Raw genomic sequence first — 26,142 nt, forward strand, 5'->3', positions numbered from 1 at the left:
TCCTGATCAGGCGGCGCGCGCTTGCGTGATGGTGCGGAAGGCGGCGTCCAGCTTGCCCGGCGCGGCCAGCACATCGCCGATACGCCAGCCGGCCGTCCCTTCCGGGCGGCCCTCGGCGACGATACGGCCGCGGGCGATGATGATGGCGCGGCTGCACACCGCTTCCACCTCTTCGAGGATATGGGTCGAGATGATGATGGCCTTGTCGCGCGCCATGGCCTGGATCAGGCCGCGCACTTCATGCTTCTGGTTCGGGTCGAGGCCGTCGGTCGGTTCGTCCAGCACCAGCACCGGCGGATCGTGCAGGATCGCCTGGGCGAGGCCGACGCGGCGCTTGTAGCCCTTGGACAGCGTGTCGATCGGCTGGTCCAGCACATCCTTGATGTTGACCTGGTCCACCACCTTGTCGAGGCGCCACTGGCGGTCGGTGCCGCTCATGCCGCGCACATCGGCGATGAAATCGAGGAAGCCGCGCGCCGTCATGTCGGCATAGGTCGGCGCGCCTTCCGGCAGATAACCGATCACCTGCTTGGCCGCCAGCGGATCGGTCTCGACGTCATGGCCGCAGACGGCGATGCTGCCCGAGGTGGGCGTCAGGAACCCGCAGAGCATTTTCATCGTGGTCGACTTGCCGGCGCCGTTGGGGCCCAGGAAGCCCAGCACCTCGCCCTTGGCAACCGTCAGACTGACATTGTCGACCGCCGTGAAAGGCCCGAATTGCTTGACCAGATTCTTTATGTCGATCATCGTCTTAGAACGTCCCCTGCCTGTCCGCGGCGGCCCTGGCCGCACGGCGCCCGCTAGATAAGAGTGTCCACGCCCATGGTTCAAGTCCCCTGCGGGAAAATGCGCTGGTTTGACGCGCCATGACAGACCCGGCCATGACGGATCGGGCGGACATCCCCTCGCCCTGCATCAATGTCTGCCAGATCGACCGGAAAACCGGCTGGTGCATCGGCTGCTGGCGGACCGGCGCCGAGATCGGCGCCTGGCCGACCCTGGACACCCCCGGCCGCCGCGCCCTGCTGGACCGGCTGCCGCCCCGGCACGCGGCGTATATGGCCGCCCGCAAGGAGGCCTCCTGATGCCCCGCAGCGTTGGCCTGGACGCCAGGCTCTACGACTACCTGCTGTCGGTCTCGCCGACGGAACATCCCGCCCTGGCCCGGCTGCGGCAGGAAACCGCCGGGATCCCCCATGGCGGCATGCAGATCGGCGCCGACCAGGGCGCCTTCTTCCAGCTGCTGGTGCAGGCGACCGGTGCGAAACGCTGCCTGGAGGTCGGTGTCTTCACCGGCTATTCCTCGCTGGCCGTGGCGCTGGCCCTGCCCGAGGACGGCCATATCACCGCCTGCGACATCAGCGCGGACTGGACCGCGGTGGCCCGGCGCTACTGGCAGGAGGCCGGCGTTGCCCACAAGATCGTCCTGAAGATCGCACCGGCCGTGCAGACGCTTGATGCCCTGATCGCCGATGGCGCGGCCGGCACGTATGATTTTGCCTTCGTCGATGCCGACAAGGCCGGTTATGCCGCCTATCACGAACGCGTGCTCACGCTGCTGCGGCCCGGCGGCATGGCGGCCTATGACAATGTGCTGTGGGGCGGCGCCGTTGCTGATCCCGCCGATACTTCGACGGATACGATCGCCCTGCGCGCCTTCAACGAAAAGCTCGCGAAAGATCCGCGTATCCGGCACAGCATGCTGCCGCTGGGCGACGGCGTCACGCTGGCGCTGAAACTCTGACCCAGGCGCGCATCGCCCCATTATGCCAGCCTTCCTGTTCAAACGCTTCCTCACCCTGCTCGCCACGCTCGCGGCGACTTCGGTGATCGTGTTCCTGGTGCTGGAAATCCTGCCCGGCGATCCGGCCCTGCTGGTGCTCGGCATCGACGCCACCGACGAACAGCTGCAGGTGTTCCGCGAGCAGTACGGTCTGAACCGGCCGGTGTTCGACCGCTACATCGACTGGCTGGCGCATCTGGCAGTCGGCGATTTCGGCATGTCCTATGCCTACAAGACGCCGGTCTGGCCGCTGATCGCCGAACGGCTGGCGCTGACCTATCCGCTGGCGCTGGGCGCCATGCTGATGACCATCCTGCTGGCGCTGGGCCTCGGCGTCTATGCCGCCGCTCAGCATAACCGGCCGGGCGACGTGGTGATCATGGGCATCAGCCAGCTCGGCATCTCGATCCCGAATTTCTGGTTCGGCCTGCTGCTGATCCTGCTCTTCGCCGTCAATCTCGGCTGGGTCTCGGCCGGCGGTTTTCCCGGCTGGGGCGGCGGCGTGCTGGCCGCAGCAAAAAGTCTGATCCTGCCCAGCATCTCGCTCGCCGTGGTGCAGGCGGCGATCCTGGCGCGCATCACGCGCTCCTCGGTGCTGGAAGTGCTGCGCGAGGATTTCGTGCGCACCGCGCGTGCCAAGGGCCTGAGCCGGCGCGCCGCACTCTGGCGCCATGTGCTGCGCAATGCGCTGATCCCGGTCGTCACCGTGATCGGCCTGCAGTTCGGCAACCTGCTGACCGGCACCATTGTCGTCGAACAGGTCTTCGCCCTCCCCGGTCTCGGCCGCCTGATCTTCCAGGCAATCAGCAACCGCGACATCGAAGTGGTGAAAGCTGCCGTGATCCTGCTGGCCTTCACCGTGGTGATGGTGAATTTCATCGTCGACATTCTCTATGCCGTGATCGATCCGCGGCTGAAGGCGCGCGATGTCTGACTTCCTCAAACGCGCCCTGCGGCATCGCAGCTTCGTGATTGGCGGCCTGCTGAGCGCTCTTGTGCTGGGCATGGCGCTGCTGTCACTGGTCTGGACGCCTCATTCGCCCACCGCGATCAACATCCGCCGCCGCATGGCAGCGCCCTCGGCCGAATACTGGCTCGGCACCGATCCCTTCGGCCGCGACGTGCTGTCGCTGATCCTCGCTGGCGCACAGAACTCGCTGATGGTTGGCACCGTGGCCGTCAGCATCGGCCTGGTGCTGGGCAGCGCGCTCGGCCTGCTGGCGGCGGCCAAACGCGGCTGGCTGGAAGAACTGGTCATGCGCTTTGCCGATTTCACCTTCGCCTTCCCGGCCATCCTGTCGGCCATCATGCTGGCCGCCATCTTCGGTCCCAGCACGATGAACTCGGTGGTGGCGATCGCCATTTTCAACATCCCGGTCTTCGCCCGCGTGGTGCGCGGCTCGGCCAATGCGATCTGGGCCCGCGACTTCATCCTGGCCGCGCGCAGCGCCGGCAAGGGCACATTCCGTATCACCGTCGAGCATGTGCTGCCCAACATCCTCAGCGTCATCGTGGTGCAGGCCACCATCCAGTTCGCGCTCGCCATCCTGGCCGAAGCCGCGCTCTCCTATCTCGGCCTCGGCACCCAGCCGCCGACGCCCTCCTGGGGCCGCATGCTCAACGAAGCCCAGGGCATGGTGTTTCGCGCGCCCTTCCTGGCGGTCTTTCCCGGCTGCGCCATCGCCATCGCGGTGCTCGGCCTCAACCTGCTCGGCGATGGTCTGCGCGACCTGACCGATCCGCGCCTGTCGCGGCAGCGGTGAAGACGATGACCGATGCTCCGTTGCTCTCCGTCCAGGACCTGCGCGTTACCCTGCAGACCGGCCGCGGTCCGGCCGCCGCTGTGCGCGGCATCAGCTTCGACCTGCATAAGGGCGAGGTGCTGGGCATCGTCGGTGAAAGCGGCTGCGGCAAGTCGATGACGGCCCTGGCGCTGATGGGCCTGCTGCCCGATGCCGCCGTCACCGGCGGCCGCGTGCTCTATGGCGGCAACGACCTGCTGCAGCAGGATGAAGCTGCGCTCTGCACCCTGCGTGGCAACCGGCTGGCGATGATCTTCCAGGAGCCGATGACCTCGCTCAATCCCCTGCACCGCATCGGCGACCAGATCGCCGAGCCGCTGCAGCAGCATCTGCGCCTGAGCCAGCGCCAGGCCCATGAACGCGCCGTGGAGCTGCTGGATCGCGTCGGCCTGCCCAATCCGCGCGACCGTATCAGCGCCTATCCGCATCAATTATCCGGCGGCCAGCGTCAGCGCGTGATGATCGCCATGGCGCTGGCCTGCGACCCCGATATCCTGATTGCCGATGAACCGACCACGGCACTCGACGTCACCATCCAAGGCCAGATTCTCGACCTGATCCGCCGCCTGGTCGATGACAGCGGCATGGGCCTGGTGCTGATCAGCCACGATCTGGGCGTGATCGCCGAGACCGCCGACCGCGTGCTGGTGATGTATGCCGGCCGCGCGGTGGAAAGCGGCCCGGTGCACGAGGTCTTCGCCCGACTGGCGCATCCTTACGCGCGCGGCCTGTTCGCCGCCATGCCGCAGATCGGCGACAGCAGCGCCGCGCATCCGCGGCCGCCGCTGCCCACCATCGCCGGCATCGTGCCCGATCTGGCCGACCTGCCGGCCGCCTGCGCCTTTGCCGACCGCTGCGATCTGGTCGAGCCGCGCTGCCGCGCCGAATTCCCGCCCGATGTCAGCGTCGGTGTCAGTCACCGCGCCGAATGCTGGCGCACCGATGCGCTCACCGGCCTGAGGGCCGTGCAGCCATGACGGCGCTGGTCGAGATTTCAGAGGTGCAGAAGGCCTATCCGCTCGGCCGCAGCACGCCCTTTGCGCCCGTGCAGAAGGTGCATGCGGTGAACGGCGTGTCGCTGCAGATCAAGGCCGGCGAAAGCCTGGGCGTGGTGGGCGAAAGCGGCTGCGGCAAGTCCACGCTCGCCCGGCTGGTGATGGCGCTGGAAGCCCCCGATGCTGGCAGCGTGCGCTTTGCCGGCCGCGACCTGCATCGGTTGTCGGTAACCGACCTGCGCGCCGCCCGTCGCGATTTCCAGATGGTATTCCAGGATCCCTATGGTTCGCTCGATCCGCGACTGAGCGTCGAGCGCATCGTCGCTGAACCGCTGGACGTGCTGGAACGCTTAAGCCGCGCCGCGCGCCGCGCCCGCATCGCCGATACGCTGGCCACCGTCGGCCTGCGCGAAGGCGACATGGCGAAATATCCCCATGAATTCTCCGGCGGCCAGCGCCAGCGTATCGCCATCGCCCGCGCCCTGATCACCCAGCCCAAACTGATCGTTGCCGACGAAGCGGTCTCGGCGCTGGACGTTTCCGTACAGGCCCAGGTGCTGAACCTGATGGCCGAGCTGCAGCAGCGCCATGGCATCACCTATCTGTTCATCAGCCATAACCTGGCGGTGATCGACCATCTGTGCAGCCATGTGGCGGTGATGTATGCCGGCCGCATCGTCGAACAGGGCGAAACGGCCACCGTGTTCAGCCGGCCAGCGCATCCCTATACCCAGGCGCTGCTCGCCGCCCTGCCGCGCCCGGTGCCGCCGCCGAAGGGCCAGGCGCGCCGGCACAGCCTGCTGCAGGGCCAGCCACCGAACCAGACGCAGCTGCCGCCCGGCTGTGCACTGGCAGCGCGCTGCAGCCATGCCGACGATCACTGCCGTGCCGTGCGGCCACCGTTGCGTCCGCTGGCAGATGGCCGCAGCGTCGCCTGCCACAAGGCGGAGAGGTTGCTCAGCGCGGCGGTGGCGTGAGCGCCTGCAGGCTGTAGCCACGCTGGCGCATGCAGTAATCGGTGAATTCGGCCTCACGCGGCCCGCGGGCGAAATAGGACGGCGACTCCTGGCGGAAGCCCGGCGAGAATGGCGGTCGCGTATCGAAGCCGGTGCCGGTCCACGGCGGATAGAGCGGCCGCGAGGACGAGCTTTCATCCAGCGCCTGTTTCCAGGCGATGTCGCGGCATTCCTTGTAATCGCGATCGCGCTGCGCCACGCCGGTATCGGTGCGCACCCATTCGGTCGGCGTGGTGGCGCAGGCCGTCAGCAGCAGCATCGCGGCGAGGGTGAAACCGCGCGTCATCGCGCCGGTTTCTGGATCGGCACCAGCGCATAGCCGCGCTGCTGCATGCAGTATTCGCTCAGCTCATACATCCGCGCGCCGCGGCGGCTGTAGGAGGTGGTGGGACCGCCGCCGCCATCGTCACCGCCGCCGCCGTCGAGGGTGAACTGGGTGTCCTTGTAGGGCGGATAGATCGGCTTCGACTTGCTGCTCTCGTCCATCGCCTGATAGTCCGCGATGGCATTGCAGTCTTTCTCGTCGGTTTTCAGCTGCGCGGTTGTGGTATTGGCCCGCGACCATTCGGTGGTGGGCGCGCAGGCCGCCAGCAGGATTACAAGGCTGACAACGAAGACAGGGCGGATCATGGCATCCTCGCTATTGCGGAACCGGTTGCAGGCTGTAGCCACGGGCACGCAGACAGAAATCCTGCAGTTCGCTCTCGCGCTGGCCGCGCCACATGTAAGGGTCGCGATAGGGGCTGCCGCGATAGCTGTAGGGGCCATAGGGATAGCCGCCGAAGGCGTAATAGCCGGGATAGCCCGGATAGCCGTAGGACGGCCCGAAGAACCCCTCGCGGAAGGCCTGGTTGCGCGCCAGGGCATTGCATTCGCGGCTGTCCGTCTGCGCATCCGCCATGGTGACGCCGGGCTTCTGCCAGGCCATCGGCGGGCCGCAGCCGGCCAGCAGGGCCGCCAGCGCGGCGAGAGCGAAAGACGAGCTCAGTGTTTTGCCCATGACGGTGTCCGTCCGGTTCTGCGGGGGCAAGGGATTATAGCCTGTCAGGCTCGATCAGGAATGCGGCAGAATCAGGGCCACCCGATCACCTTGATGTGTAGATGCGTCAGTCACCCAGCTTCAATCGCCCTGGCAGGGGAAGGCATCGACCAGCGCCAGCTTGACCGCCTGGATCGCATCCTGGCCCAGCAGATCGCCATTATCCTTGGCCCATTCCACATACTGCTGACGCAGCAGGGTCGCCGGCGCCTCGCGCGGCGCGCAGAACAGGCTCAGGTCCTTGGCCTCGCCGACAGCCACCTCATACATGGCGACGGCGCCCTGCAGGTAGCGCAGGCAGCCGGCCAGCCGGGCGCTGTTTTCCGGGCCCTCGCAAAGCGCGACCAGGTCCTTGGCCAAGAAGCGCGGCGGCGGCGTCAGGTTGGACGACATCGGCGCCTGGGCCTGCGCCTGGGCCAGGGCGGGGCCGGTCAGCAGAAGGACAAAGACGAACAGCAGCGCACGCATCAGACGATCTCGTTCTCAAAAGGCTCGCCGCCCATGCGGCGGAAGATGGCATACATGGCATCGGCGGCCTGATCCAGACGGTTTTTGTCGGTGCAGCGCAGCACAATGGCGGTCGAGGCCTTGCCGGCGCGGAAGGCCGGGTAGGAGCCCATGTCGACATCGGCATATTGCTTCTGCAGGGCACCAAGGTCTTCCGCCACGGCACCCTCGGGCACGAAGGCCAGCACGGTGCGCGACAGCAGCCTGTCGCCACCGGTCAGCGACGGGGCGACGCTGGCCACCATGGCCTGGAAAATCATCGGCACGCCGGCCATCACCATCACATTGCCGATGCGGAATCCCGGCGCGGCGGAGACCGGATTGTCGATCAGCGTGGCGGTGTCGGGGATGCGCGCCATGCGCAGGCGCGCGGCGTTCAGCATGCCGGCCTCGTAATGCGCTTCCAGCCGGCGGCGCGCTTCCGGATGCACGTCGATGCCGACATTGAAGGCCTTGGCGATGCAGTCGGCGGTGATGTCGTCATGGGTCGGGCCGATGCCGCCTGAGGTGAAGACATAGTCATAGGCGCTGCTCAACTCGCGCACGGCGGCGATGATCGTCGCTTCGATATCGGGCACCACGCGCGCCTCGCGCAAGCGGATGCCCAGTTCGGTCAGCCTGCCGGCCAGGTGATGCATATTGGCGTCGCGGGTGCGGCCCGAGAGGATCTCGTTGCCGATCACCAGCATGGCGGCGGTCACAATCTTGGGCGCGATCTCGGGCGTTTCCGTCATGTCGCAGGACATAGCACGCGCTGGACGGGCAGGCCAGCCATCGCTATAGCCGGGACATGGACTTTCCCACGCCCCTCACCCCCGCCATCCTGCTGCGCCGCTACAAGCGGTTCCTCGCCGACATGCGCTTTGCCGACGGCCATGAGGAAACCGTGCACTGCCCCAATCCCGGCGCCATGCTGGGACTGGACAAGCCGGGTAGCCGCGCCTGGCTCAAGCCCGGCAAGGGCAAGCTGAACTGGGGCTGGGTGATCGCCGAGGCCGATGGCACCCTGGTGGGCATCGATACCGGCCTGCCCAACCGGCTGGTGGCCGAAGCGCTGCAGCAGGATCACATCCCCGAACTGGCCAGCTATGCCCTGCACCGGCCCGAGGTGAAATACGGCGCCAACAGCCGCGTCGATTTCCTGCTCACCGCGCCCGGAAAACCAGACTGCTATCTGGAAATCAAGAATGTGCATCTGAGCCGCCACCCGCCGCTGGCGGAATTTCCCGACTGCGTGACGGAGCGTGGCGCCAAACATCTGCGCGAGCTGACAGCCATGGTGGCGGCCGGCCATCGCGCCGTCATGCTGTTCGTGGTCCAGCGCGGGGATTGCCGCCATTTCCGCATCGCCGCCGACTGCGATCCGGGCTATGCCGCCGCCTTCATCGAGGCTAGGAATGCCGGGGTCGAGGCGCTATGTTATGCCTGTCGCGTTACCGAGGCCGGGATCGTGATGACAGACCGGCTGCCGATAGACCCGTAACGCACTGAAATGCAACAGATAACTGGATTTTCGCTGTGAACCAGAGCCAGGCCCGCATCGCTGACGACATGGACGAGGACGAGGATTTCCGTCCCGGTGCCATCCGCCTGCACAGCGCCGCCGACTTTGAGGGCATGCGCAAGGCCGGCCGCCTGGCCGCCGAGACCCTGGATTTCATCACCCCCCATGTGGTCCCCGGCATCACCACGGACCAGCTCAACACGCTCTGCCACGACTATATCCTGCAGCATGGCGCCGTGCCGGCGCCGCTGGGCTATCGCGGCTTCCCGAAATCGATCTGCACCTCGGTCAACCATGTGGTCTGTCACGGCATCCCGGGCGACAAGGTGATGGAAGACGGCGACATCCTGAATATCGACGTCACCGTCATCCTCGATGGCTGGCATGGCGATACCAGCCGCATGTTCCTGCTCGGCGATGTCGGCGTGAAGGGCAAGCGGCTCTGCGAGATCACCTATGAAGCCATGATGCGCGGCATCGAAGTCGTCAAGCCCGGCGCCACCACCGGCGACATCGGCTATGCGATCCAGCGCTTCGCCGAAAAAGAACGCTTCTCGGTGGTGCGCGATTTCTGCGGCCATGGCCTGGGGCGCATTTTCCACGAGCCGCCGAACATCCTGCATTACGGCGAGCCGGGCACCGGCGTGCCGCTGAAGGCCGGCATGTTCTTCACCATCGAGCCGATGATCAATGCCGGCAAGTGGCAGGTGAAGCTGCTGTCGGATGGCTGGACCGCGGTGACCAAGGACCGCTCGCTCTCGGCGCAGTTCGAACATTCGATCGGCGTCACCGAGACCGGCTACGAGATCTTCACCCAGTCGCCCAAGGGCTGGCACAAGCCGCCATACGCATAAACGGATCTGAGTGGCAGAAGCGGGCGATCCAGAAAAACCCCACTTCCACGGCCATCGCAGCAGATTGCGGGCCCGCTTCCTCGAAAGCGGCGGCGCCGGCATACCGGATTATGAAATCCTCGAACTGATCCTGTTTGGCGTGTTCCGCAACGGCGACGTCAAGCCGCTGGCGAAAGCGCTGATTGCTGAATTCGGTTCGCTGGCGGCAGCGCTCGCCGCGCCGCCCGAGCGCCTCTCGAAAGTGCCGGGCTGCGGCGAAGCGGCGATTGCCGCGCTGAAGGTCACCCGCGAGGCCGGCCTGAGGCTGCTGAAGGCCGATGCGATGCAGCGGCCGGCGGTGTCAAACTGGCAGGCGCTGCTGGATTACTGCCGCGCCGTGCTGCAGCACGAGGGCATTGAGCAGTTCCGCGTGCTCTATCTCGACCGGAAAAACCAGGTGATCGCCGACGAGCAGCAGCAGCGCGGCACCGTGGATCATACGCCGGTCTATCCGCGCGAAGTCATCAAACGTGCGCTGGAACTGAACGCCGCCGCCCTGATCCTGGTGCACAACCATCCCTCCGGCGATCCCACACCATCACGCGCCGATGTCGAGATGACGCGCGAGGTGATGAAGGCCGCCGATGCGCTGGGGATCAGCGTGCATGACCACCTGATCATCGGCCGCAAGGGCCATGTCTCGCTGCGCGAGAAGGGCCTGATGGATTAAGGTCGCGCGTTGATTGCTGCCTGGGCATCGAACGCCCGCCTGTAGGCCGGCCGCGCTTCACCGCGCGCGACATAGGCCGCGAGATTCGGGTATTCGCCCAGAAGGCCCGAAGGCTTCAACCGGAGCAGCACCGACACCATCAGCAGGTCGCCGGCACTGAATCCGCCATCGAGCCAGTCGGCATCGCCCAGGCAGGCGGAAAGCTGCGTCAGCCGCTCGCGCACGCGATCCTGGACCAGCGGCAGGCGCTCTTTGGCCCAGGGCTTGCCGCCCTCCACGATCTTTGCAGTTGCGAGGTCCAGGATCGGCGGCTCCACCGTGTTGAGCGCGGCAAACATCCATGTGATCGCCCGCGCCCGTGCAGCGGCATCGTCCGGCAGCAGGCCCGCATGGCGTTCGGCGATGTGGAAGACGATCGCGCCGGTCTCGAACAGGGCGAGATCGCCGTCCTCATAGGTCGGGATCTGGCCGAAGGGATGCAGCGCCAGATGCGCAGGCTCCTTCATCGCCTGAAACGAGACAAGCCGCACCGCGTAAGGCTGCCCGGCTTCTTCAAGCGCCCAGCGCACGCGCGTATCGCGCGCCAGCCCCTTGCCGCCATCGGGCGATCGTTCAAAGGCGGTAATGACGATGGTCATGCGCAGACTCTCAATGTGCGCCGCCGATCTGCACTCGGCGCAGCACCACGGCGGCCATCACCGCGCCGATGGCGGCGATCACCGCGCAGGTGAAGACGCTGAGGAAGAACCCTTGCGAAAACGCCAGGCGCGCCGCATCCAGCAATGCTTCCCCGGTGGCGACCGGCAGCTGCGCCGCCGCCGTCATCGCGCCACCGAGCGTACTGCGCGCCGCCTCTGCCGTCGCCGCCGGCAGATCGGCCGGAATGACCTTGGTCATGCTGCTGCGATAGGCCGCCGTCGCCAGCGTGCCGAGAATCGCGATGCCAAGCGCACCGCCGAATTCCGAGCTGGTCTCGGCCAAAGCCGCCGCCGCGCCGGCGCGTTCGGGTGGCGCGGTGCTGACGATCAGATCGGTGGTCAGCGTGAAGACCTGCGACAGGCCGAGGCAGAACACGATCGACCCGGCAATCAGCATGACAAAGCCGCCCGGCGCTTCGGCGCGCCCCAGCATGACATAGCCGATGGCGGCAAAAGCGAGGCCGAGCGCCAGCACATAGCCCGGCCGCAGGCGGCGGATGATGATCGGCGCGATCATCGACCCGACGATGAAGGTCGCGCCCATCGGCGCCATCCACAGGCCGGCTTCCAGGGGGCTCATCTCCAGCACCAGCTGGAAATACTGCGCCAGGAAGAGGAACATGCCGAAGGCAACGAAGACGCCGATGATGTTGATGGCCAGCGAGGTGCTGAAGGCCGGCGAGCGGAACAGCTGCATGTCGATCAGCGGATCGGACAGCCGCATCTGCCGGCGCACGAAGATCGTGCCCAGCGCCAGGCCAAGCAGAATGATCGCAGCAGAAGCCCAGTTCGGCCCGTATTCGGCCAGGCGCTTGATGCCGTAGATCATCGGCAGCACGGCGGCCAGTGACAGTGCGGCGCTGAGGATATCCAGCCGGCCGGCCTTGGGGTCCTTGTATTCCGGCAGCAGGATCGGGCCCAGGATCAGCAGCAGCGCCATCACCGGCAGGGCCACCAGGAAGACCGAGCCCCACCAGAAATAGGTCAGCAGCACGCCGCCGATCACCGGGCCGAGCGCACCGCCGGCCGAGAAGCTGGCGATCCAGATGCCGATGGCCACTGTGCGTTCATGCGGATCGAGGAACATGTTGCGGATCAGGGACAGCGTGCTGGGCGCCAGCGTCGCCGCCGCGATGCCGAGCAGCGCGCGCGCCAGGATCAGCATCTCGGCACTGGTGACAAAGGCGGCGAAGACGGAGGTGATGCCGAAGGCCACCGCGCCGATCAGCAGCACGCGGCGGCGGCCGATGCGATCGCCCAGCGTGCCCATGGTGACCAGCGAGCCGGCGACCATGAAGCCGTAGATATCGACGATCCACAGCAATTGAATGCTGCTGGGCTGCAGATCGGCACTGAGCTGCGGCACGGCGAGATTCAGCACCGTCAGGTCCATGGAATAGAGCAGGCAGGGCAGTGCCAGAACCGCCAGCCCGATCCATTCGCGGCGGCCGGCTTTCGGCGGCGGCGCGTCGGCATCCGGGGGCAATGTTGCCATTGCCGGATCAGCAGCAGTCATGGTCGCACTCTTTCTGCGAGACGGTTATCGGATCGTCCATGATACCGCCGGATACCTGACAATAAGCGTCAGGTATCCGGCAGCCCAGGCTCAGTCGTTGCAGCAGGACGCGGCTTTCGGCGCGTCTTCGTATTCGTCGTGGCGGCGCATCCAGCCCATGGTGCTGTTTTCGTTGCGGCCCTTCGGCGTCAGGTCGAGGAAATGATGGGCCCCGATCAGAATGTCGCCGCCGCGGGCATAGGATGAATAGGTGTGGAAGATGTCGCCGTTGTCATCGCGGAAAAACACGCTGGTGCCCGGCAATTCGTCATGCCCCTGCTCTCTCGGGATCATCTCGAAATTGTAGGACAGGCTGTCGCCGGCAAGCTCCTCCGGGGTGAAGGAGACATGGTAGTCGTAATTGAAATCGCTGCTCTGCGACGACACCCAGTCGAACTGCCAGCCCATGCGCTTGCGATAGGCCTGCAGCTTGGCCAGCGGCCCGCGCGACACCGCCACCACCGAGACATCATGATGCTTCAGATGCTGGTTGGCGCCATCGATATGATCGGCCAGGAAGGAACAGCCCATGCAGCCCTGCTCCCAGTCCGGCCCGAACATGAAGTGGTAGACGATGAGCTGGCTGTTGCGGCCGAACAGGTCGCCGAGCGACTTCGGTCCCTGCAGGGTGTCGAACATATAGGTTTTGTCGACCTTCACCCAGGGCAGGGCGCGGCGTTCTTCATACAGCCGGTCCATCGCATGGGTGATCTCCTTCTCGCGCGCCAGATGGGCACGGCGAGCAGCGATCCAGTCTTCGCGGGATACGATCCGGTGATCGGTCATGGGCTAGTCCTCCATCACAGATAGCGGCTTTCCGCCGGCGGTTTGGTCCAGTCGTTGTTGCGCCCATCCTCGACGATCACGGGCGCCTCGGTCAGTTCGGCATCGCTGGCATCGTCCAGACAGGCGACGTTGACGGCGACGAAGCGGCCGAAGCCCTCCACCTCGCCGCGGCCGAACGGCTTGATGCCGCAATGGCTGCAGAACAGGTGACGGATATTGCCACTGCCGAAGCGATATTCGGTCAGCCCGTCCGCGCCCTGCAGAATCCGCACGGCGTCTTCCGGCACGACGGATTTCCAGAACCGCGCCTTGGTGCAGACCGAGCAGTTGCATTTGCTGGTCGGCTGATCGAGGTCGAGGTCAGCCTCGAACCGTACGGCGCTGCAATGGCAGCTGCCCTTGTAAACGCGCTTCATGACGGCTTCCTTCAATAAAACAGGGCTTCCAGCTTGTTCATCGATGCGGTCCAGCCTCGGGTATGGCCGGTCTTCGAGGCCTCGTCCCAGAGCTGCTCGTGATGCAGCGTCAGCAGCGTGCCGTCGCCATCGGCTTTCAGCGTCACCGTCACCTGCGACACGCGTTCGGGCGTGCTGACCCAGTTCCAGCTGAACACCAGCCGCTGGTTTTCCACGATCTCGCGGTAGGTGCCGCCGACCTCATGGCGTTCCTGCGGCTTGCCGTCGATATCGCTGCGGAAAGCGACGCGGAAACGGCCGCCGACCCGCAGGTCGATTTCATTGGCCAGGTATTCGCAGTTCCCCGGCCCGAACCACGCGACTATTTGCGTGGGGTCCGTCCAGGCGCGCCAGACTTTTTCCGGCCGGGCTTTGAGCCGGCGCTTGAGCGTGAGGCTGGGACGGACGGCATCGCGGGAGACGGGGGCACCAGGGAGAGCTTGGGCGGACATGACTGTTCCTCGACAAAGGCGGCAAGACGATCGAGCGAGGCGGTCCAGAAGCGCTGGTAACGGTGCAACCAGTCCATGGCCTGCTCCATCGGTTGGGCATTCAGCCGGCAGGTGACGGTGCGGCCGGTTTTGCTGCGGGAGATCAGGCCGGCATCCGACAGCACGTCGAGATGCTTCATGATCGCCGGCAGCGACACCGGAAACGGCCGCGCCAGATCGCTGATCGAAAGGCTGTCCTGACCCTCGAGCTGCGCCAGCAGCGCCCGCCTGGTGGGGTCGGCAAGGGCTGCAAAGGTGCGGTCGAGAGCGGCATCTGAATACTTAACCATGTGGTTTAGTATTGGGCCGAGAGACCGCAAAGTCAACCCCTATATTCTGAACGCTCAGTCGGGCTGTTCCATGCGGTCGGCACCGAAGCGCACCGTGACCACGGTGCCGGCACCGGGAGAAGACTGCAGGCTCACCGCGCCGCCATGCAGCAGGGTGAGTTCCTGCACCAGCGGCAGGCCGAGGCCGGAGCCCTGATGCTGCTTGGTCATCACATTGTCGACCTGGCCGAAACGCTGCAGCGCCTTGCCGATCTCAGTCTCATTCATGCCGATGCCGGTATCGCGCACGCCGAAGGCCAGGCCGCCGCCATCCTCGCGCCGGGCAAACAGCGTGACGCGGCCATCGCGCGGCGTGAACTTGACCGCATTGGTCAGCAGGTTGAGCGTGATCTGGAAAATCGCCCGCTGGTCGGCCCACACCGCTGGCAGGTCGCGCGGCATATCCATGGCCAGCAGCACGCCGCGATCCTGCGCGGCGCCATCCACCTGGCGCAGGGCGCGCGCGCCCAGGGCCGGCAGATCGACGCTGGTTTCCTGCAGCTCATAGGCCCCGGCCTCGATCTTGGAGAGATCGAGCACATCGTTGATGAGGCTGAGCAGATGCTGGGCGCTGTCATGAATATGGCCGGCGTAAGCCCGGTAGCGCTCTTCCATCGGCCCGATCACCTGCTCCTTCATCACCTCGGCAAAGCCGAGGATGGCATTCATCGGCGTGCGCAGCTCATGGCTCATATGGGCGAGGAAGGAGGATTTGCTTTTCGAGGCCCGCAACGCCTGGTCGCGTGCTTCCGACAGCGCCACATTCATGTCCTCCAGACGGCGACGCTGCAGCTGCTCCTGAGTCACGTCGCGGCCGACGCCGGTATAGCCGATGAAGTTCCCCTCGCTATCGAAATGCGGCCGGCCGCTGACGCTGATGCAGACCAGGCCGCGCGGCCGGTGGATCCACTGCACCACATCGGAGAATGGCCGATGCGCCTTGCAGTCCTCGATATGCTGCTGCAGGAACGGGTCGGCCGAAACGTCGCCGAACATCGCGATGCGCGAATGGCCGATGTAGTCGGCGACCCTGGAGCCGGTCACCTGCTCGACGCGATCCGACATGTAGGTGTAGACGAGATCGGCATCGGTCTCCCAGACCCAGTCGACGCTCAGCTCGGCCACGTTGCGGAAACGCTGCTCGGCAGCGCGGCGCTCGTCCACTTCATGCTGCAGGCGGGCATTGGCCGCTTCCAGCTCGGCCGTACGCAGGCGGATGCGGTTTTCCAGATCCGCATTGAGCGCGCGCACCTGGTCCTCGGCGGCGCGCCGGTCGGCGATCTCGCTGTTCAGGTGACGATTGGTCTCGATCCACTGTCCGGCGCTCGGCATTGTGCCGGCCCAGCGCGCCGCCGGCACCAGCGATGCCGCCGTCGCCAGCGACACCATCGCCGTCGCCGCCTTGACCAGCCCCTCGACGCCATAATCGGGATTCCACAGCACCCACACGCCAAGCAGATGCGTCAGGCCGCAGAGCACGATGAAGGCCATGAACAGCGCCAGCAGCCAGCGCGGCACCAGATCGGCGCGCTGTACGGCGACATAGAGCAGGGCCGCGGGAATGGCGAAGTAACTGAGCGCGATGGTGGTATCCGACACGAGATGGAGCCAGAACACCTCCGGCTTCCAGATCAAACACATGCCATGCGGCAGAAACCCGTCAGTTTCCAGAAAGTCCTGGAGCCAGCGCATACTCGTTTCCTTCCCCAAATCCGACTGCAGCATGGCGCGGAAAAATCCCGTCTGTAAATCGCGTAATACGATCCGCATACAGTTGCAGGTTGCGCATGTTGACCGCGCCCGACATCTGCGCCACCATCGGCCTTACCGAGGGGGGCGCCGCTAGGGCGCTGAGAGTCGGCCGGCAGTGGTTCATCCTCTGCAACGCCGTGACCCTGAAACCCGCCGCTGAATCCGGCGGGTTTGAGAACCTGATCCGGGTCATGCCGGCGGAGGGAACGGTCGTACGGCACAGCCTGAGTCTTCCTGCGCCGCATTCCGCGAACATCCACCACACCCCGGATCTCCTGTCGCCTGTTGCAACGGAGATCCTTATGGACACGCTTACCACCGCCCCCAACTTCAAGATCACCACAGGACCCCTGCCCGCTTCGGTGAAGCGGTACCAGCCGGGCAGCCTGCATCCCGCTATCCGCGTGCCGCATCGCGAGATCGCCACGCATCCATCGGCCGGTGAGCTGCCACTGCCGGTCTACGACACCTCGGGGCCGTACACGGATCCCGACGCCGAGATCGACATCAACAAAGGCCTGCCACGCTGGCGCAGCGCTTCGATCATGGCGCGCGGCGATGTCGAGGCTTACGACGGCCGGCTGGTGCAGCCGGCCGACAATGGCGGCGCCAGTTCGGTACCCGCCTTCCCGCTGCATCCGCGGCCGCTGCGGGCGAAAGGCGGCGTTGCGGTGACGCAGTATGAGTATGCCCGGCGCGGCATCATCACGCCCGAGATGGAATACGTCGCCATCCGCGAGAACGAAGCGCGGCAGGACCTTGCCAAGCGGGATGGCGAGGATTTCGGGGCGGATATCCCCGACTTGGTCACACCCGCCTTCGTGCGCGACGAGATCGCCCGCGGCCGCGCCATCATCCCCTGCAACATCAACCATCCGGAACTCGAGCCGATGATCATCGGCCGCAATTTCCTGGTGAAGATCAACGCCAATATCGGCAACTCGGCCGTCACCTCCTCGGTGGCCGATGAGGTCGACAAGATGGTCTGGGCGATCCGCTGGGGCGCCGATACGGTGATGGACCTTTCGACCGGCCGCAATATCCACAATATCCGCGACTGGATCATCCGGAACTCTCCCGTGCCCATCGGTACCGTGCCGATCTACCAGGCGCTGGAGAAGGTGAACGGCCGCGCCGAAGACCTGACCTGGGAAATCTATCGCGACACCCTGATCGAGCAGGCCGAACAGGGCGTGGATTACTTCACCATCCATGCCGGCGTGCGGCTGAGCTACATCCCGCTCACCGCCAATCGGGTCACCGGCATCGTCTCGCGCGGCGGCTCGATCATGGCGAAATGGTGCCTGGCGCATCATCGCGAGAATTTCCTCTACACGCATTTTGCCGAGATCTGCGACATCATGCGGGCCTATGACATCAGCTTCTCGCTGGGCGACGGCTTGCGGCCGGGCTCGACCGCCGATGCCAACGATGCCGCGCAGTTTGCCGAGCTGGAAACGCTGGGCGAGCTGACCAAGATCGCCTGGGCCAAGGGCGTGCAGGTGATGATCGAGGGGCCGGGCCATGTCGCCATGCACAAGATCAAGGCCAACATGGACAAGCAGCTGAAAACCTGCGGCGAGGCGCCGTTCTATACGCTCGGGCCTCTCACGACAGACATAGCGCCGGGCTACGACCACATCACCAGCGGCATCGGCGCTGCGATGATCGGCTGGTATGGCTGCGCCATGCTCTGCTACGTGACGCCGAAGGAACATCTCGGCCTGCCCGACCGCAACGACGTGAAGGTCGGCGTGGTGACCTACAAGATCGCGGCGCATGCGGCCGATCTCGCCAAGGGTCATCCGGGCGCGGCCAGGCGCGACGATGCCTTGAGCCGGGCGCGTTTCGAATTCCGCTGGGAGGACCAGTTCAACCTGGGCCTCGATCCGGAAACGGCAGCGCAGTTCCATGACCAGACCCTGCCCAAGGACGCGCATAAGACGGCGCATTTCTGCTCGATGTGCGGACCGAAATTCTGCTCGATGAAAATCAGCCAGGAGGTGCGCGACGCCGCCCGGATGCAGAACGACGTGGCCCGGACCGGCATGGCCGAGATGGCCGAGCGCTTCAGAAAAGAAGGCGGCGAGATTTACCGCAGCGCGGAATAGCGCTTTTCCGGCCAAAGCGTCAGCCGGCGTCTTGCGCGGCCGGCTGACGCTGCTTACATGGAGGGAGCCCGTCGGCAGAGCGGGCAAAACAGGGGTAGGCAGATGTCACATATTCGCAAAATCATGCAGGCGACCGCGCTGGCCGCCAGTCTCGTTATCGCTCTGGCGCCGGCTCTGGCCGCCGCCAAGGCCGGCGGCAGCACCAGCGCCGGCAGCCGCGGCAGCCGCACCACGCAGTCGGCCCCCGCCACCCCCACCGCGCCGCAGGCCGCCCCGGTCGAGCGCAGCGCCACGCCACCGACCCAGGCCGCCCCCCGTCCGGCCCAGCAGGCGACGCCCGCGCCGGGCGCTCCGGCGCAGCAGCCCGGCTTCTTCCAGCGCAATCCCTTCATGGCCGGCATGATGGGCGGCCTGGTCGGCGCCGGCCTCGTCGGCATGCTGTTCGGCGGCGGCCTCTTCGGCGGCGCCGGCATGGGCTTTGCCGGCATCTTCGGCCTGCTGCTGCAGGTCGCGCTGATCGGCGGCCTGGTCTGGCTCGGCCTGCGCCTCTTCCGCAGCATGCGCGGCCAACAGCCGCAGCCGCAACTCGCAACCGCTGGCGGTGCGCCGAACGATTTCCGCGTCTCGGATATTCCGCTCGCGACCAGCACGGCGCGCACCGCCGATATCGCCCCGACCGGCAGCTCGAACATGGGCGCCGGCCTGCAGATCACTGAGCGTGACTTCGAGGCGTTCCAGCAGGCGCTGACCGATATCCAGGCCGCCTGGAGCCAGGCCGACCTGGATGCGCTGCGTAAATTTGCCACGCCGGAAATGGTCGGCTATTTCAGCCGCGAGTTGTCGCTGCTGGCCAGCAAGGGCCTCGCCAACCATGTCGAGGCGGTGACGCTCGAACAGGGCGACCTGGCCGAGAGCTGGAGCGAGGACGGCTTCGACTATGCCACGGTGGCGATGCGCTGGAGCGCGCTCGACTACACGCTGCGCACCGACGGCAGCGTGGCCGAGGGCAGCAAGACCGAGCGTGGCAGCAGCACCGAGGTCTGGACCTTCCTGCGCGCCAGCGATACGCCGGACGGCCGCTGGCTGCTCAGCGCCATCCAGCAGCCTGGCCACTAACCAACCCGTGCCCGCGTCGCCGCCCGTCTTCGATGAAGCTTTTCGCAAAAAGCTGACCGAGCTGATGGTGTGGCGGCGCGACGTGCGCCGCTTCCGTACCGATCCGGTCCCGATGGCGTTGGTTGCCCAACTTCTGGAGACGGCGGCGCTGGCGCCCAGCGTCGGCAACAGCCAGCCCTGGCGTTTCGTGCTGGTGGAAGACCCTGAGCGCCGGCAGAAGGTGATCGCCAACTTTGAACGCGCCAACAAGGAGGCGCTGTCGGATTACAGCGGCGAGAAGGCCAGGCTCTATGCCGGGCTGAAGCTCGCCGGCCTGAAAGAGGCGCCGGTGCATCTGGCGGTCTTTGCCGACGAGGCCACGGCGCAGGGCCACGGCCTCGGCCGCCGCACCATGCCGGAGATGCTGGATTACTCGGCCGTGATGGCGGTCTACGGCTTCTGGCTGGCAGCAAGGGCGGTGGGACTCGGCGCCGGCTGGGTCTCGATCTTCGAGCCCGAGGCGCTCACCCGCGATCTCGAGGTCGAACCGGAATGGAAGCTGGTGGCGTATCTCTGCGTCGGCTGGCCCGAGGACGAGGCCGCCACGCCTGAGCTGGAGCGCGCCGGCTGGGAACATCGCCGCGATGTCAGCGAGCAGATCCTGAAGCGGTGAAACGACAAACGGCGCGGGTTTGACACCGCGCCGTTTGCAAACTCTGAAATGACAACCGGCCTTACGCCGCCGCTTCCAGCATGGCGGTGTATTTCTCGACGCGGGCATTGGCGCGGGCCTTGGCGTGGTCGTCCTTGGCGTCCTCGAAGTCCTCGCGGGCGTCTTTCAGCGCCGCTTCGACCTTCGCACGATCCAGCTTCGACACCGGCACGGCCTCTTCGGCCAGCACGGTCAGCTTGTCGTTCGCCACCTCGGCAAAACCGCCGGCGACGAAGATGCGCTCGGCGACGCTGCCGTTCACCGTCACCTCGATGATGCCGTTGCGGATGGTGGAGATCAGCGGGCTGTGACCCGGCAGAACGCCGAAGTCGCCGGCCTCACCGGGTACCACCACCATCTCGGCATCGAGCGCGAGAAGCAGCTTCTCGGGCGATACCAGTTCGAACCTGACGGTCTCCGCCATGGTCTTGCTCCTTTACGCGGGCCTGGATCAGGCCGCTTCGGCCGCCAGCTTCTTCGCCTTGGCAATCGCCTCGTCGATGGTGCCGACCATGTAGAAGGCCGACTCCGGCAGATGGTCGTGCTTGCCTTCGACGATTTCCTTGAAGCCGCGGATCGTCTCGGCCAGCGGCACCTGCACGCCCGGCGAGCCGGTGAACACCTGGGCCACGTCGAAGGGCTGCGACAGGAAGCGCTGGATCTTGCGGGCGCGGGCGACGGTCAGCTTGTCTTCTTCCGACAGTTCGTCCATGCCCAGGATGGCGATGATGTCCTGCAGCGACTTGTAGCTCTGCAGGATGCTCTGCACGCGACGGGCGATGTCGTAATGCTCTTCGCCGACGATGCGCGGATCGAGAATGCGCGAGGTCGAGTCGAGCGGATCGACGGCCGGATAGATGCCGAGTTCGGCGATCTGGCGCGACAGCACGGTGGTGGCGTCCAAGTGGGCAAACGAGGTGGCCGGCGCCGGATCGGTCAAATCGTCGGCGGGCACGTAAATCGCCTGCACCGAGGTGATCGAGCCCTTATGGGTCGAGGTGATGCGCTCCTGCAGACCGCCCATGTCGGTGGCCAGCGTCGGCTGGTAACCCACCGCCGACGGAATACGGCCGAGCAGCGCCGACATTTCCGAACCCGCCTGGGTGAAGCGGAAGATGTTGTCGACGAAGAACAGCACGTCCTGGCCTTCCTGGTCGCGGAAGTATTCCGCGAGCGTCAGGCCGGTCAGCGCGACGCGGGCGCGGGCGCCCGGCGGCTCGTTCATCTGGCCGTACACCAGGGCGACCTTCGAGCCCGGGCCGTCGGTCTTGATAACGCCCGACTCCATCATCTCGTGATAGAGATCGTTGCCTTCGCGGGTACGCTCGCCGACACCGGCGAACACCGAGTAGCCGCCATGGGTCTTCGCGATGTTGTTGATCAGCTCCATGATCAGCACGGTCTTGCCGACGCCGGCGCCGCCGAACAGGCCGATCTTGCCGCCCTTCGAGTAGGGCGCGAGCAGGTCGACGACCTTGATGCCGGTGACCAGCACCTTCTGCTCGGTCGACTGGTCGATATAGGCCGGGGCCGGCGCATGGATCGGGGCTGCATGCTTGGCGTTGATCGGCCCGCGCTCGTCGATCGGCTGGCCGATCACGTTGATGATGCGGCCGAGCGTCTCCTGACCGACCGGCACCGAGATCGGGCTGCCGGTGTCGGTGACTTCCATGCCGCGGACCAGACCGTCGGTCGAGTCCATCGCGATGGTGCGGACGGTCTGTTCGCCCAGATGCTGCGCCACTTCGAGCACCAGATGGTTGCCCTGGTTGGTGCAATGCAGGGCGTTCAGGATCGCCGGCAGGTAACCGTCGAACTGCACGTCGACAACCGCGCCGATGACCTGGGTAATGCGACCCGTCTTGTTCGTAGCCATGATGCTGCTCCGCTCTCTTCTTTTCCGTACTCCCAGCGCGCGGTCTTAGACCGCCTCGGCGCCGGAGATGATTTCAATAAGCTCTTTGGTGATCTGGGCCTGACGCGACCGGTTGTAGACGGTGGTCAGTTTCTTGATCATCTCGCCGGCATTGCGCGTCGCGTTGTCCATCGCGGACATGCGGGCGCCCTGTTCGGAGGCCGCGTTCTCGAGCAGCGCCCGGTAAACCTGCATCGACAGGTTCCGCGGCAGCAGCTGATCGAGAATGGTTTCCTCGTCCGGCTCGAACTCGTAGATGGCGCCATGCAGGTCCGGACCGGTGGCGGCCGCATTGCCGGCAACCATGGCCGGAATGAGCTGCTGCACGGTCGGGATCTGGCTGATCACCGACTTGAAGTTGTTGTAGAAGACATGGGCGACGTCGAATTCGCCGGCCTCGAACATCGCCAGCACACGATCGGCGATGTCCTGGGCGTCGGTGAAACCGATCTTCTTCGACTTCGACAGATCGACCGTATCGGCAATCTTGGAGGCATGGTCGCGACGCAGCTGGTCGCGGCCCTTCTTGCCGACGCAGAGGATCTTCACCGTCTTGCCCTGGCCGACCAGCTCTTCGATCTTGCGGCGGGCGAGCTTGACGATGGAGGAGTTGAACGCACCGCACAGGCCGCGTTCGGCGGTGGCGACGATCAGGAGATGCACCTGATCCTTGCCGGTGCCGATCATCAGCTTCGGTGCGGTATCGGACCCCGTCTGGGCGGCCGACAGCGACGCCATGATCTGCGCCATACGCTCAGCATAAGGACGCGCGGCTTCGGCGGCCTCCTGGGCGCGGCGCAGCTTGCTGGCTGCCACCATCTTCATGGCCTTCGTGATCTTCTGGGTCGATTTGACCGAGTTGATCCGAACGCGCAGTGACTTGAGGCTAGGCATTATGCGCTACCCTTGGTTTGCGGCTCAGGCGAAGGTCTTGGCCAGCTCTTCGAGCACGGCCTTCAGCTTGGCTTCCAGGTCCGGCGTCAGGGCCTGCGCCTCGCGGATGCCCTTCAGCAGGTCCGCATGCTTGGACTTGACGGTGCTCAGCAGAGCCTGCTCGAAGCGGCCGACATCGCCGACCGCAATCTTGTCGAGATAGCCCTTCACGCCCGAATAGATCGAGACGACCTGCTCTTCGACCGGCAGCGGCTGGTACTGGGCCTGCTTCAGCAGTTCGGTCAGGCGGGCGCCGCGATTGAGCAGGCGCTGGGTCGCCGGATCGAGATCCGAGCCGAACTGGGCGAAGGCGGCCATTTCGCGATACTGCGCGAGTTCCAGCTTGATCGAGCCGGCAACCTGCTTCATCGCCTTGATCTGCGCGGCCGAACCGACGCGGCTGACCGAGAGGCCGACGTTGATGGCCGGACGGATGCCGCGATAGAACAGTTCGGTTTCCAGGAAGATCTGGCCGTCGGTGATCGAGATGACGTTGGTCGGGATGTAGGCCGAGACGTCGCCGGCCTGGGTCTCGATGACCGGCAGCGCGGTGAGCGAGCCGGCGCCGTTCTTGTCCGACATCTTGGCGGCGCGTTCCAGCAGGCGCGAATGCACGTAGAACACGTCGCCCGGATAGGCTTCGCGGCCCGGCGGGCGACGCAGCAGCAGCGACATCTGGCGGTAGGCGACGGCCTGCTTGGACAGATCGTCATACACGATCACGGCATGCATGCCGTTGTCGCGGAAGAACTCGCCCATGGCGCAGCCGGTGTAGGGCGCCAGGAACTGCAGCGGGGCCGGCTCCGACGCGGTGGAGGCGACGACGATGGAATATTCCATGGCGCCGGCTTCTTCGAGCGTCTTCACCACCTGGGCAACCGTCGAACGCTTCTGACCGACGGCGACATAGATGCAGTACATCTTCTTGTCGTCGGCGGCGCCGGCGTTGGTGGCCTTCTGGTTCAGGATGGCGTCGATGGCCACGGCGGTCTTGCCGGTCTGACGATCGCCGATGATCAGCTCGCGCTGGCCGCGGCCGACCGGCACCAGCGCGTCGAGCGCCTTGAGGCCAGTCTGCATCGGCTCATGCACGCCCTTGCGCGGGATGATGCCAGGCGCCTTCACTTCCACGCGGGCGCGCTTGACGTCGACCAGCGGACCCTTGCCGTCGATCGGGTTGCCCAGCGCGTCGACGACGCGGCCGAGCAGGCCCTTGCCGACGGGAACGTCCACGATGGCGCCGGTGCGCTTGACGGTGTCGCCTTCCTTGATGCCGCGGTCGTCGCCGAAGATCACGACGCCGACATTGTCGGTTTCGAGATTCAGCGCCATGCCCTTCACGCCACCGGGGAACTCGACCATTTCACCGGCCTGCACCTTGTCGAGGCCATGGACGCGGGCGATGCCGTCACCGATGGAAAGAACCTGACCGACTTCGGAGACTTCGGCTTCGGCACCGAAATTCTTGATCTGGCTCTTCAGGATTTCAGAAATCTCTGCGGCGCGGATATCCATCACGCAACACCTTTCATGGCGGTCTTGAGATTGTTGAGCTTGGTCTGGATCGACGCATCAATCATGCGCGAACCGAATTTGACGATCAGGCCGCCGATCAGCGAGGGATCGACCTTGGCGTTGATCACGACATTGCCGGCAGCAGTGGACGACAACGAAGACTTGATCTGCGCGAGCTGCGCATCATTCAGCGGCACCGCCGAGACGACATCGGCAATGGCTTCGCCGCGATGATGGCTGAGCAGCGTGCGGAAAGAGGCGATGATATCGGCGACCACGAACAGGCGGCGGTTGCCCGCCAGCACGCCGAGGAAGCGGCCGACCAGCTCGCTGAAACCGGCCTTGGCGGCGATGGCGGCGATGGCCTTGGCCTGCTCGTCGCGGCTGAACACCGGCGAACGGACCAGACGGACCAGATCGGTCGACTCGGCCAGCATGGTGGACAGCGAGGCGAGATCCCTGGCGACGGCATCGAGCTGACCGGCGTCGCGCGCCAGTTCGAACAGCGCAGTCGCATAGCGGCCGGCAATGCCGGAGACGAGCGTAGTTTCAGCCACGAACGACCCTTCTTCTTACATGGACCGGCGCTGCCGTCCGGACTCGGCCGGGGGAGACCGACCTGCCGCACGACGCACCGCTTAAGACTTTGCACGACTTAAGGAATTTTCGGGGTGGCTATAGCTTTTTTACGGCCCCCCCGGCGCGAAAGCCGCGTTTAACTAGCATACGGGTATGGGGGGCGCAACAGCCCGGCCCGCCGCAGGGCACAAGCCTTTTGTCGCAGTGCGTCGCAGGCCGCCCGAATGCCCGCCGGATGGGCGATCTGCGCACGAAAAACACGTCGGAAACAGGCGGCCACAGCCGGCAATCCTGCCATGTCGCGCCATCTCGCGCCAAACCGGACCAAACTTTGCCAAATCCGGCCAGCGCCACGCCATTCCAGACCATCTCCAGCCATCCTGCGCCATCCTGAGCCCACCGCTTTGGCTCATCCCCGGTCCTGCCGCGCCGCCCGCACTTCGTCCAGCAGCGCCTGCACGGCGGCCGCATCTTCGGCCATCGCCACGTCTTCCGCCGCCTTCTTCAGGCGCTGGCGGGTGGTGACGCCGAGCGCCAGCGCCCAGCGAACGGCGAAATCGCCGTCCTGGACAGCGCCGGGCTGCCCCGCCAGTCCGGCCTGCGTGCCGAGCCATTGCAGCAGGCGGGCATCCTGCTTCTCGGCCGGCCGCAACAGCTCGGCCGCTTCCTCACCGAGCGCCATGAAACGGAGCTGGATGCGCAGCCGGCGCTGTTCGGCCGCCTGCTCGATGCGACGGCGGAATTCCGGCGAGCGGCGCAGGTTGCGCCGGAGCACCGCGACGCCGCAGCCCAGCCGTTTGGCCGCCGCCTCCAGGGTCAGGCCGCGCGCCAGCAGCTCGGCGGCCAACCGCCAGTTCACCCGGCGGCGCGGTCGGCTGCGGTAATCGTCCAGGGTTTTCAATGTATTATCATCGTGCTCCATGGCCTGTACCTTTCCGGGGAGGGAGGATCAGGCCCTGACCATAGCACGAGAATAAGAACATTTATAGTATATAATGTGATTATAA

At 65.7% G+C, this 26,142-nt stretch carries 31 protein-coding genes; 12 read left to right on the forward strand and 19 right to left on the reverse strand.

From position 1 onward, the window contains the following. Window positions 1–6: 6 nt before the first annotated feature. Window positions 7–747 carry an ABC transporter ATP-binding protein gene (locus AC1ROB_RS19265; RefSeq protein WP_492969489.1) on the reverse strand — a complete coding sequence of 247 codons (741 nt, stop codon included), beginning with the start codon at window positions 745–747 and terminating at the stop codon, window positions 7–9. 134 nt (window positions 748–881) lie between these two features. On the opposite strand from AC1ROB_RS19265, the gene AC1ROB_RS19270 reads away from it, so the two are divergent. From AC1ROB_RS19270 to AC1ROB_RS19295, 6 genes are read left to right on the forward strand one after another with little or no spacing between them, the layout of a single operon-like run. Next, entirely contained in the window at window positions 882–1,085 is a 204-nt protein-coding gene (locus AC1ROB_RS19270; protein ID WP_492969488.1) for a DUF1289 domain-containing protein, read from the forward strand. Continuing rightward, window positions 1,085–1,744: a class I SAM-dependent methyltransferase gene (locus AC1ROB_RS19275; protein ID WP_492969487.1), complete on the forward strand. Its 660-nt coding sequence runs from the start codon at window positions 1,085–1,087 to the stop codon at window positions 1,742–1,744. Before AC1ROB_RS19270 ends, AC1ROB_RS19275 begins: the two co-directional genes overlap by 1 nt. Window positions 1,745–1,766: 22 nt before the next feature. After that, complete coding sequence (locus AC1ROB_RS19280) at window positions 1,767–2,717, forward strand: ABC transporter permease (RefSeq protein WP_492969486.1); 951 nt, start codon at window positions 1,767–1,769, stop codon at window positions 2,715–2,717. Next, window positions 2,710–3,546 carry an ABC transporter permease gene (locus AC1ROB_RS19285; protein WP_492969485.1) on the forward strand — a complete coding sequence of 279 codons (837 nt, stop codon included), beginning with the start codon at window positions 2,710–2,712 and terminating at the stop codon, window positions 3,544–3,546. Before AC1ROB_RS19280 ends, AC1ROB_RS19285 begins: the two co-directional genes overlap by 8 nt. Before the next feature lie 5 nt (window positions 3,547–3,551). Next, the gene (locus AC1ROB_RS19290) at window positions 3,552–4,562 is read left to right on the forward strand and encodes an ABC transporter ATP-binding protein (protein ID WP_492969484.1); all 1,011 of its coding nucleotides are present in this window, start codon (window positions 3,552–3,554) and stop codon (window positions 4,560–4,562) included. Next, window positions 4,559–5,557, forward strand: coding sequence for an ABC transporter ATP-binding protein (locus tag AC1ROB_RS19295; protein WP_492969483.1), 999 nt, complete (start codon window positions 4,559–4,561; stop codon window positions 5,555–5,557). The genes AC1ROB_RS19290 and AC1ROB_RS19295 overlap by 4 nt, the downstream gene beginning before the upstream one ends. Here the strand turns inward: AC1ROB_RS19295 and AC1ROB_RS19300 are convergent. The 5 genes from AC1ROB_RS19300 to AC1ROB_RS19320 form a co-directional block, all read right to left on the reverse strand. Further along, the gene (locus AC1ROB_RS19300) at window positions 5,538–5,882 is read right to left on the reverse strand and encodes a hypothetical protein (RefSeq protein ID WP_492969482.1); all 345 of its coding nucleotides are present in this window, start codon (window positions 5,880–5,882) and stop codon (window positions 5,538–5,540) included. The two genes, AC1ROB_RS19295 and AC1ROB_RS19300, sit on opposite strands and share 20 nt — an antisense overlap. Further along, complete coding sequence (locus tag AC1ROB_RS19305; RefSeq protein ID WP_492969481.1) at window positions 5,879–6,226, reverse strand: hypothetical protein; 348 nt, start codon at window positions 6,224–6,226, stop codon at window positions 5,879–5,881. The genes AC1ROB_RS19300 and AC1ROB_RS19305 overlap by 4 nt, the downstream gene beginning before the upstream one ends. A gap of 10 nt (window positions 6,227–6,236) precedes the next feature. Continuing rightward, a complete protein-coding gene (locus AC1ROB_RS19310; RefSeq protein WP_492969480.1) occupies window positions 6,237–6,596 on the reverse strand; it encodes a hypothetical protein in 360 nt (119 codons plus the stop codon). Window positions 6,597–6,716: 120 nt separating this feature from the next. Continuing rightward, window positions 6,717–7,103 (reverse strand): Rap1a/Tai family immunity protein, encoded by a 387-nt coding sequence (locus AC1ROB_RS19315; protein WP_492969479.1) that lies wholly within the window; start codon window positions 7,101–7,103, stop codon window positions 6,717–6,719. Further along, window positions 7,103–7,876 (reverse strand): competence/damage-inducible protein A, encoded by a 774-nt coding sequence (locus AC1ROB_RS19320; protein ID WP_492969478.1) that lies wholly within the window; start codon window positions 7,874–7,876, stop codon window positions 7,103–7,105. Before AC1ROB_RS19320 ends, AC1ROB_RS19315 begins: the two co-directional genes overlap by 1 nt. A 56-nt stretch (window positions 7,877–7,932) precedes the next feature. On the opposite strand from AC1ROB_RS19320, the gene sfsA reads away from it, so the two are divergent. From sfsA to radC, 3 genes are all read left to right on the forward strand, one after another. Beyond that, window positions 7,933–8,625: a DNA/RNA nuclease SfsA gene (gene sfsA, locus AC1ROB_RS19325; protein WP_492969477.1), complete on the forward strand. Its 693-nt coding sequence runs from the start codon at window positions 7,933–7,935 to the stop codon at window positions 8,623–8,625. Between the two features lie 68 nt (window positions 8,626–8,693). Then, complete coding sequence (map, locus tag AC1ROB_RS19330) at window positions 8,694–9,500, forward strand: type I methionyl aminopeptidase (protein ID WP_492970755.1); 807 nt, start codon at window positions 8,694–8,696, stop codon at window positions 9,498–9,500. A gap of 10 nt (window positions 9,501–9,510) precedes the next feature. After that, window positions 9,511–10,209: a RadC family protein gene (gene radC, locus AC1ROB_RS19335; RefSeq protein ID WP_492969476.1), complete on the forward strand. Its 699-nt coding sequence runs from the start codon at window positions 9,511–9,513 to the stop codon at window positions 10,207–10,209. Here radC and AC1ROB_RS19340 read toward each other — a convergent pair. The 7 genes from AC1ROB_RS19340 to AC1ROB_RS19370 form a co-directional block, all read right to left on the reverse strand. After that, window positions 10,206–10,847: a glutathione S-transferase family protein gene (locus AC1ROB_RS19340; protein WP_492969475.1), complete on the reverse strand. Its 642-nt coding sequence runs from the start codon at window positions 10,845–10,847 to the stop codon at window positions 10,206–10,208. The two genes, radC and AC1ROB_RS19340, sit on opposite strands and share 4 nt — an antisense overlap. Before the next feature lie 10 nt (window positions 10,848–10,857). Further along, the gene (locus tag AC1ROB_RS19345) at window positions 10,858–12,402 is read right to left on the reverse strand and encodes an MFS transporter (RefSeq protein WP_492970754.1); all 1,545 of its coding nucleotides are present in this window, start codon (window positions 12,400–12,402) and stop codon (window positions 10,858–10,860) included. Between the two features lie 111 nt (window positions 12,403–12,513). Further along, window positions 12,514–13,248, reverse strand: coding sequence for a DUF899 domain-containing protein (locus tag AC1ROB_RS19350; RefSeq protein ID WP_492969474.1), 735 nt, complete (start codon window positions 13,246–13,248; stop codon window positions 12,514–12,516). Between the two features lie 14 nt (window positions 13,249–13,262). Continuing rightward, window positions 13,263–13,664: a GFA family protein gene (locus tag AC1ROB_RS19355; protein WP_492969473.1), complete on the reverse strand. Its 402-nt coding sequence runs from the start codon at window positions 13,662–13,664 to the stop codon at window positions 13,263–13,265. An 11-nt stretch (window positions 13,665–13,675) separates the two neighbouring features. Next, window positions 13,676–14,029, reverse strand: coding sequence for an SRPBCC family protein (locus AC1ROB_RS19360; protein WP_492970753.1), 354 nt, complete (start codon window positions 14,027–14,029; stop codon window positions 13,676–13,678). Then, a complete protein-coding gene (locus AC1ROB_RS19365; RefSeq protein WP_492969472.1) occupies window positions 14,026–14,484 on the reverse strand; it encodes an ArsR/SmtB family transcription factor in 459 nt (152 codons plus the stop codon). Before AC1ROB_RS19365 ends, AC1ROB_RS19360 begins: the two co-directional genes overlap by 4 nt. A gap of 54 nt (window positions 14,485–14,538) precedes the next feature. Next, window positions 14,539–16,140, reverse strand: coding sequence for a sensor histidine kinase (locus tag AC1ROB_RS19370; protein ID WP_492969471.1), 1,602 nt, complete (start codon window positions 16,138–16,140; stop codon window positions 14,539–14,541). 437 nt (window positions 16,141–16,577) lie between these two features. On the opposite strand from AC1ROB_RS19370, the gene thiC reads away from it, so the two are divergent. The 3 genes from thiC to bluB all read left to right on the forward strand — a co-directional run bounded on the left by thiC (window position 16,578) and on the right by bluB (window position 20,154). After that, window positions 16,578–18,386: a phosphomethylpyrimidine synthase ThiC gene (gene thiC / locus AC1ROB_RS19375; protein WP_492969470.1), complete on the forward strand. Its 1,809-nt coding sequence runs from the start codon at window positions 16,578–16,580 to the stop codon at window positions 18,384–18,386. A 102-nt stretch (window positions 18,387–18,488) separates the two neighbouring features. Continuing rightward, the gene (locus AC1ROB_RS19380; RefSeq protein ID WP_492969469.1) at window positions 18,489–19,502 is read left to right on the forward strand and encodes a TIM44-like domain-containing protein; all 1,014 of its coding nucleotides are present in this window, start codon (window positions 18,489–18,491) and stop codon (window positions 19,500–19,502) included. 7 nt (window positions 19,503–19,509) lie between these two features. Further along, window positions 19,510–20,154, forward strand: a complete 645-nt coding sequence (gene bluB, locus AC1ROB_RS19385) for a 5,6-dimethylbenzimidazole synthase (protein ID WP_492969468.1) — start codon at window positions 19,510–19,512, stop codon at window positions 20,152–20,154. A gap of 61 nt (window positions 20,155–20,215) precedes the next feature. Here the strand turns inward: bluB and AC1ROB_RS19390 are convergent, their stop codons facing one another. The 6 genes from AC1ROB_RS19390 to AC1ROB_RS19415 form a co-directional block, all read right to left on the reverse strand. Then, complete coding sequence (locus tag AC1ROB_RS19390; RefSeq protein ID WP_492969467.1) at window positions 20,216–20,617, reverse strand: F0F1 ATP synthase subunit epsilon; 402 nt, start codon at window positions 20,615–20,617, stop codon at window positions 20,216–20,218. A gap of 27 nt (window positions 20,618–20,644) precedes the next feature. Beyond that, on the reverse strand, window positions 20,645–22,069 hold the full coding sequence (gene atpD, locus AC1ROB_RS19395; RefSeq protein ID WP_492969466.1) for a F0F1 ATP synthase subunit beta: 1,425 nt from the start codon (window positions 22,067–22,069) through the stop codon (window positions 20,645–20,647). 45 nt (window positions 22,070–22,114) lie between these two features. Beyond that, window positions 22,115–23,002 carry a F0F1 ATP synthase subunit gamma gene (locus AC1ROB_RS19400; RefSeq protein ID WP_492969465.1) on the reverse strand — a complete coding sequence of 296 codons (888 nt, stop codon included), beginning with the start codon at window positions 23,000–23,002 and terminating at the stop codon, window positions 22,115–22,117. 24 nt (window positions 23,003–23,026) lie between these two features. Further along, window positions 23,027–24,556, reverse strand: a complete 1,530-nt coding sequence (gene atpA, locus AC1ROB_RS19405) for a F0F1 ATP synthase subunit alpha (protein ID WP_492969464.1) — start codon at window positions 24,554–24,556, stop codon at window positions 23,027–23,029. Continuing rightward, on the reverse strand, window positions 24,556–25,113 hold the full coding sequence (locus tag AC1ROB_RS19410; protein ID WP_492969463.1) for a F0F1 ATP synthase subunit delta: 558 nt from the start codon (window positions 25,111–25,113) through the stop codon (window positions 24,556–24,558). Before AC1ROB_RS19410 ends, atpA begins: the two co-directional genes overlap by 1 nt. A 431-nt stretch (window positions 25,114–25,544) precedes the next feature. Beyond that, the gene (locus AC1ROB_RS19415) at window positions 25,545–26,057 is read right to left on the reverse strand and encodes a hypothetical protein (RefSeq protein WP_492969462.1); all 513 of its coding nucleotides are present in this window, start codon (window positions 26,055–26,057) and stop codon (window positions 25,545–25,547) included. Window positions 26,058–26,142 lie beyond the last annotated feature (85 nt).

The sequence above is a fragment of the Ferrovibrio sp. GW821-FHT12F09 genome (assembly GCF_058806775.1).